The organism is Rudaea sp., from assembly GCF_036383415.1.
In the GTDB taxonomy this organism is placed as follows: domain Bacteria; phylum Pseudomonadota; class Gammaproteobacteria; order Xanthomonadales; family Rhodanobacteraceae; genus Rudaea.
This window is the reverse complement of sequence record NZ_DASVOK010000337.1, coordinates 1-6438: the sequence shown is the minus strand read 5'-3', so window position 1 is coordinate 6438 and position 6438 is coordinate 1. Positions and strand designations below refer to the sequence as shown.

The 6438-nt window shown below is 68.3% G+C and carries 7 protein-coding genes; all 7 read right to left on the bottom strand.

Annotated features, from left to right (window positions below; genetic code table 11):
- The coding region (locus VF497_RS12575) for a M24 family metallopeptidase (protein WP_330889210.1) at positions 1 to 738 on the bottom strand (738 nt) is incomplete at its 3' end.
- A complete protein-coding gene (locus VF497_RS12570) occupies positions 735 to 2339 on the bottom strand; it encodes an aldehyde dehydrogenase family protein (protein WP_330889208.1) in 1605 nt (534 codons plus the stop codon). The genes VF497_RS12570 and VF497_RS12575, both read right to left, overlap by 4 nt.
- Position 2340: 1 nt before the next feature.
- A complete protein-coding gene (locus VF497_RS12565) occupies positions 2341 to 3246 on the bottom strand; it encodes a dihydrodipicolinate synthase family protein (protein WP_330889206.1) in 906 nt (301 codons plus the stop codon).
- Positions 3243 to 4559: an FAD/NAD(P)-binding oxidoreductase gene (locus tag VF497_RS12560; RefSeq protein WP_330889204.1), complete on the bottom strand. Its 1317-nt coding sequence runs from the start codon at positions 4557 to 4559 to the stop codon at positions 3243 to 3245. The genes VF497_RS12565 and VF497_RS12560 overlap by 4 nt, the downstream gene beginning before the upstream one ends.
- A complete protein-coding gene (locus tag VF497_RS12555) occupies positions 4552 to 4812 on the bottom strand; it encodes a (2Fe-2S)-binding protein (protein ID WP_330889213.1) in 261 nt (86 codons plus the stop codon). The genes VF497_RS12560 and VF497_RS12555 overlap by 8 nt, the downstream gene beginning before the upstream one ends.
- A gap of 5 nt (positions 4813 to 4817) precedes the next feature.
- Positions 4818 to 5915, bottom strand: coding sequence for an FAD-dependent oxidoreductase (locus VF497_RS12550; RefSeq protein WP_330889202.1), 1098 nt, complete (start codon positions 5913 to 5915; stop codon positions 4818 to 4820).
- A partial coding sequence (locus VF497_RS12545) for a proline racemase family protein (protein ID WP_330889200.1) occupies positions 5912 to 6438 on the bottom strand: 527 nt, incomplete at its 5' end. The genes VF497_RS12545 and VF497_RS12550, both read right to left, overlap by 4 nt.

Genomic DNA, 6438 nt, shown 5'->3' with positions numbered 1-6438 from the left:
GTTCTCGCGCAGGCGCTGTTCGCCGGGAATGCCGTGCGGATGCGCTGTCGCCTCACCGAACTGGACGATGCAGAAGGTCGAGCCGTTGTCCGCGCCGAGACGCCGGTGGGCGCGGTCGATGAAGTATTTCAGCTCGGTCGTGGTGATGCCTTCGCGCACCAGCCCGGCCGCAAGCTTGTGCACGTGCAGGGTCACGTCGCAGGCCTGCTGCATCAGTGCGAGTTCGGCCGGCGACTTGCGCGCGCGGCAGCCGTCGACGATCGCCTGCGCAGTGACGATCGTGTGCGTGTCGAGAGTGGCGCGCAGTCCGGCATAGGCGAAGAACGGTGCCGCCGGATCGAGCGCGAGCGAACGCGCGCCGCGCTCGCTCATTGCGGCGGCGACCAGCGCGTAGGGATTCTCGTGTTCCTCCCACAGCCGGATCTGCGCGGGGATCGTCAGCACATGCTGCAACGTCGCCGCTTCGAAGCCGGGGCAGATCGCGATCGGCTCGCCGGCCGGCATGATCAGCAGCGTGACGAGGCGCTCGCTCGCGCCCCAGGCCACGCCGCAGAAATAGCGCAGCGAAGCGCCGGCGGTGATCAGCAGCGCGTCGGCGCCTCGCTCGTGCAGCAGCGCGCGGGCGCGTTCGATGCGCGCTTCGTATTCGGCGCCTGCGATCGGCGCAGCCAGGCGCGTCCATGGCACGAGCCGCGCCTCGGCCTCCGCATTGGTCAGATGTCCGATCTGCGCGCTCACGGGTTCTTCTCCGCGCCAATGCTGCCCGTCGCCCAAATTCCGTCGACCAGACGCTGCAGCCCGCGCGGATTCGCATCGCACAGGTCCTCAGGCAGCAAATGCGGCGGCACGTTGTCGTAACTGTGCAGCGCGGCGAAGCGGCGGATTGCGCCCGGCATGCCGACCGCGCTGAAGCCCGAATGGCTCGTGCTCGGATACGGGCCGCCGTGGTTCATCGCCGCGCTGACCGTGACGCCGGTCGGCATCTTGTTGCCGATCAGACGGCCGACGCGCGGACGCAGCGCATACGCGACCTGCGCGGCGGCCGCGTCGTCGATGCCGCCTTTTTTACTTGTATACAATGTGCCAGTGAGGTTGCCGTCGAGCGCGCGCGCGATCGCGACCATCTCGGCAGTGCCGTCCGCGCGCACGATCAGGCTGGCCGCGCCGAACACCTCGGTCTGCAGCACCTGCGCGGCGGCGAGAAATTGCCGCGCCTCGACGCCGAGAAGGACCGGTGCCTGGCGATAGCCCGGTTCGGCACTGTCCTTGCCGTGCGCGAGCACCTGCGCGCCGGCATCGGCCAGTGTCGACAGCCCGCGACGGAACTGGGTAAGCACGCCCTGCGAGAACAGTACGCCCGCGGGCGCATCGGCGAACAGCCTGCTCGCCGCGGCGACGAAGGCGTCGCCGTGCGCGCCTTGCGGGACGACGACGATGCCCGGATTGGTACAGAACTGGCCGCTGCCCAGAGTGCACGAGGCGAAGAATTCCTGAGCCAGCTCGGCGCGGCGCTCGGCCAGCGCACCGGGCAGCAGGAACACCGGGTTCACGCTCGACATCTCCGCGTAGATCGGCACGCCGCCTGCGTCGGCTGCGGCCTTGAGCGCAAGCCCGCCTGCGCGGCTGCCGGTGAAGCCGATCGCGCCGATGCGCGCGTCGGCGGCGAGGCGTGCGCCGAGTGCGTGATCGAAGTCGTACAACATCTGCACGCTCGCCGCGGGCAGCCCATTTTCGATTGCCGCGCGATGGGCGAGGCTGGCCAGGCGCTTGCTCGTCGCCGGATGCGAGGGATGCGCTTTTGCGATCACCGCGTTTTGCGCGGCGATCGCCGAGGCGAAATCGCTGCCGGCGACGGCGTTGAACGCGAACGGAAAGTTGTTCGGCCCGAACACGACTACCGGCTTGGCCAGCGGTGCGAAATGCGAACGCAGGCCAGCTTGCGTGTCGATCGTCGGCTGCGTCCACGAACTCGTGCGCACGGCCTGCGCGGCCTGGCGCAGTTGGTTCGTCGTGCGCGGCAGCTCGACCTTCGCCAGGCGCGGCTCGCGCGGCAGCCCGGTTTCGGTGTGGGCGAGGTTCACCAGGGTTTCCGCATCGGCTTCTATTGCCGCCGCGTAGGCGTCGAGGAACGCGGCGATGCGCTCCGGTTCGCAGGCCGCCAGCTCAACGGCGGCTTCGCTCGCAGCGACGAGTGCAGCCTCGATGTCGGCGGCACCGCTGAGCGGAAATTCGTGGCCGGTCTCTTCACCTGTAGTCGGATCGAAGGCGCAGAAGCTTGCACGCGCATCCTGCGACGCGCGCCAGGCTCCGGCGATCAGGACAGGTTCGAACGTTTTCATGTCAGGGCTTCGGTTTCGTCGAGATGGCGTGGTCGATCACCGCGAGCGCAGCGGCGCGCTCGGCGCCTTCGAGCACGAGGCGTGGTGCGCGCACGCGCTCGCTGCCCATGCCGACCTTCTCCTGCACGAGTTTGATCAACTGCACGAATTTCGGCACGGTGTCGAGGCGCAGCAGCGGCAGGAACCAGGCATAGAGTTCGGCTGCGGCCTTGGACCCGCCGTCACGCGCGAGCTCGAACAGTTTGACCGACTCCTTGGGATAGGCGTTGACCAGGCCGGCGATCCAGCCGGTCGCGCCCATCGCGATGCCTTCGACGATCGCATCGTCCATGCCGACCAGCAATTCGAGACGGTCGCCGACGAGACTCTTGATCGCCGCGAAGCGGCGCACGTCGCCCGAGGATTCCTTCACCGCCTGCACGTTCGGATATTGCTTGGCGAGTTCGGCAATCTGCGCCGGCGAGAAATCGGTTTTGTACGCGATCGGGTTGTTGTAGATCATGCACGGCAGGTCGGTCGCCTCGATCACTGCACGCATATGTGCGCCCATCTCGCGCCAGTCGGTCGAGTAGACGTACGGCGGCAGCACCATGAGGCCGCGGCAGCCGCTCGCCTTCGCCTCGCGGGCGAGACGCACGGCCTCGGCGGTGGACAGCGCGGCGATGCCCGGGATCACCGGCGCGCGCTCGCCGAGTGCCACGACCAGCGTGCGCAGGATCGCGATCTTCTCGTCGAAGCTGAGCGTCGCCGCCTCGCCGAGCGAACCGAGCGGGACGATGCCGGTGCAGCCGGAGTCGATCAGCCAGCGCGCGTGTTTTGCAATGAAGGCGTGGTCGATTTGGCCGTCGACGGTGAAGGGCGTGGTGATCGCGGTGATGACGCCGCGCCAGATCGAGGTGTTGCTCATGCGAAGTTCTCCTGATTCGAATCGATGAAAGGGTCAGTAGGGTTTGCAGCGAAATCGGCATCGGCCAGCGTCGCCAGCCGTGCGGGAAAGATCGGCGGGCGCAGGCCGCCGCGCGCAAAGCGGCCGAGTTCGGCCAGCGCGGTGCCGCAGATGCGGCCCTGGCAGGCGCCCATGCCGCAGCGTGTTTGCAATTTGGCTGCGCGTGCGTCGGCAAAATCACGCAACGCGGACCAGGCGACGTTCTCGCAGCGGCAGACGATCGTGTCGTCCGTGACCAGTTCGCGGATACGCGGATCCAATGCGAACCGGGTTTCGAGCAAGACGGAAAAGCGGCGTGCCTTGCGCCGCGCGGAGTGCAATTTGATTGCGGCTTGCCTTACGCCGGCTGCGGCATGTCCCGCGATCGCGCCTTCGATGCGCGCCGTGTCGCGTCCGCCGATGCCGCAGACTTCACCCGCGGCGTAGATGTTGGCGATGCTCGTGCGCTGTTCCTCGTCGACTACGATGCGCGGATGCCGGCCGTCGGCATCGAGCGCGCAACCGAGCAGTTGCGCGAGCTCGACGTTCGGCACGAGGCCGTAGCCGATGGCAAGATAGTCGCATTCGACCGTTTGTATATTTTTTCCAACCTGCACTTCGATGGAACGCAGTTGTGCATCGCCGTGCGCCGCGCGAACGAACGCACCAGCGCGATAGGGCACGCCGGCAAGCGCGGCGCGCAGGGCGATGGCCTGTGTGGCTTTCTGCGGCCAGCGCCAGAGCGCAGCGGCGAACGCGGCCAGCTGTTTCGCGGAGGCTTGTTCGTAGATCGCAACAACGCTGGCACCGTGCTTGCGCAGCGTTGCCGCGGCCGCTAGCAGCAGCGGGCCGGAACCGGCAATGACAATGCGCTTGCCCGCGATCGGCCACCCTTGCTTGACCAGCGCCTGCGCGCCGCCGGCGCCGAACACGCCGGGCAGGGTCCAGCCCGGAAATGGCAGCAGCAGTTCGCGCGCGCCGCAGGCGAGGATCAGACTGGCGTAGCCCAGGCTGCGTGCTTCGCCTTCCTGTTCGACAAGCAGTCGATCGGGCGCAGCAGCGACGACCTGCGTTCGCGTGAAATGGACGATGTTCGTGCGGCTTTCGACGGCGCGGAATGCGCTATGCGCCACTCGCGGCGCGTCGCTGCGCACGTCGTGGCGCCAGACCTGGCCACCGAGCGTCGCTTGCGCATCGATCAGGCCGACGCGCGCGCCGTGGCTGGCCGCGGCGTCAGCGGCAGCGAGTCCGGCCGGGCCTGCGCCGACGACGAGCACGTCGTAGTGCTCAGCCATGCGCTGGCTCCGCTGTGGTTTCCACACGCATGTTCTCGCGCACGATCGTCATGCAGGCGCGCTGATGCTCGACACTGTCGATGCGCACGCGGCACTCGAAGCACACGCCCATGCCGCACAGCGGTGCGCGCGCATCGCCGCCGGGGCGAAGACCGAAACGTAGCATGACTTGGGCGATCGCTGCGGCGACGCTGGCGCCGACCGGAGCTTCGATGGCGACGCCATCCACGTGCAGGCGCACGAGCTTCGTCATCGCATTCATGCGAGCACCCGCGACGGCAGGTAGGGAGCGGGATCGATCGCGCTGCGACGTCCGAGTAACTGATCGGTGACGAGGCGCGCACTGGCGAACGCCGTCGTCACGCCGAGTCCTTCGTGGCCTGCAGCGACCCAGACATCGCGCAGTTCCGGCACCGCGCCAAGGTAGGGGCGGCCGTCCGGCGTCGTCGGGCGCAGGCCGGTCCAGATGCGCAACGCCTGCAGGTCGCGCAGGCGCGGAAGAAACGCGAACGCGCGCTCGAGCATGCGTCGCACGGTCGCCATCGAGACTTCGCGCGAGGAATCGAATTCGCGCGACGAACCGATCAGCACCTGTCCGGTCGGGCGCGGTTGCACGTTGAACGCGACCGAGGTGAGCTCGCTGCCGTGCGCGCTGTCGGCGTAGCCGAGTTCGAGCAGCTGGTGGCGCACGAATGCCGGATAGCGGTCGGTGATGACGAGGTGGCCCTTGCGCGCGCGCAGCGACAGCATCGGCAGCAGCTCGGGCAGCGCGCAGCCGGTGGCGACGAGCACGGGGCCGCTCAGGCGCGTGCCGTCATCGAGCACGACACCGTTGCTGGTGAGCGCATTCACGCGGCGGCCGAGATGCAGGTGCGTATGGCGCGTGACCGCGCGCTTGACGAGGAATTCGGCGACGCGCGGCGGATAGACCACGGCTTCTTCGGCGACGAGCATGCCGCCGGCGAGTCCGGGCGTCAGTTCCGGTTCGAGCTCATACAGCGCGCTCGCGTCGATCGCCTCGGCGACGACGCCGGCCTGCGCGAGCCGTGCGATCTTCGCCGCGATGCCCGTATACTCACGCTCATCGCGAGCGATCCACAGCGTGCCGCAGCGACTGAATTCCGCTTCGCTCAGATCCGCATAGGCTTCCCACAACCGCTGCGAATAACGGGACAGTGCGAGTTCGGCCGGATCGTCGTCCATCACGACGAGATGACCCATCGAGGCTGCGGTCGCGCCGCCGCCGATCGAGCCCGGTTCGACGATCGCGACGCGCAGGCCTTCCGCCGCGGCGAGGTCCGCGCAGGCGGCGCCGACGATGCCGGCACCGACGACGATCAGGTCGAACGTGCTCACGCGCCCCCGGCTTCGGCGCCGACGCCCCAGGCGAACGGATCGGCGGGATCGATGAACAACGTGCTTTGCGCGGTGACATGCGCGCTGCCGGTGATGCGTGGCAGCACGCCACGCGCGGATTCGGCGTAGGTTCCCTCGAACACGCTGCCGAGGACGCTTTCCTGCCGCCACGTCGCGCCGGGCGCGAGCTTGCCGTCGGCGGCGAGGCAGGCGATCTTCGCGCTCGTGCCGGTGCCGCAGGGACTGCGGTCGTAGGCGAGGCCGGGGCAGAGCACGAAGTTGCGCGCATCGATGCCGGGCGTGGGCGAGGCGGCGTTGATTTCGATATGGTCGATCTCTGCGCCGTCGGCGCCGGTGATGCGGTTTGCTTCGAGCGCGAGTCGCAGATTCTCGGTATACGCGGTCAGCTCGCGCACGCGCGCGACGTCGAGCGGAACCGGCGAATCCTGGGTGATGAAGAACCAGTTGCCACCCCAGGCGATGTCGCCGGTCACTGCGCCGAAACCAGCGACATCGACGCGCA

Excerpts from the sequence above, each read along its gene's own strand:
- VF497_RS12560 (WP_330889204.1), bottom strand. The coding sequence starts at position 4,559 with ATGGCTGAGCACTACGACGTGCTCGTCGTCGGCGCAGGCCCGGCCGGA.
- VF497_RS12570 (WP_330889208.1), bottom strand. The coding sequence starts at position 2,339 with ATGAAAACGTTCGAACCTGTCCTGATCGCCGGAGCCTGGCGCGCGTCG.
- VF497_RS12555 (WP_330889213.1), bottom strand. The coding sequence starts at position 4,812 with ATGACGAAGCTCGTGCGCCTGCACGTGGATGGCGTCGCCATCGAAGCT.
- VF497_RS12565 (WP_330889206.1), bottom strand. The coding sequence starts at position 3,246 with ATGAGCAACACCTCGATCTGGCGCGGCGTCATCACCGCGATCACCACG.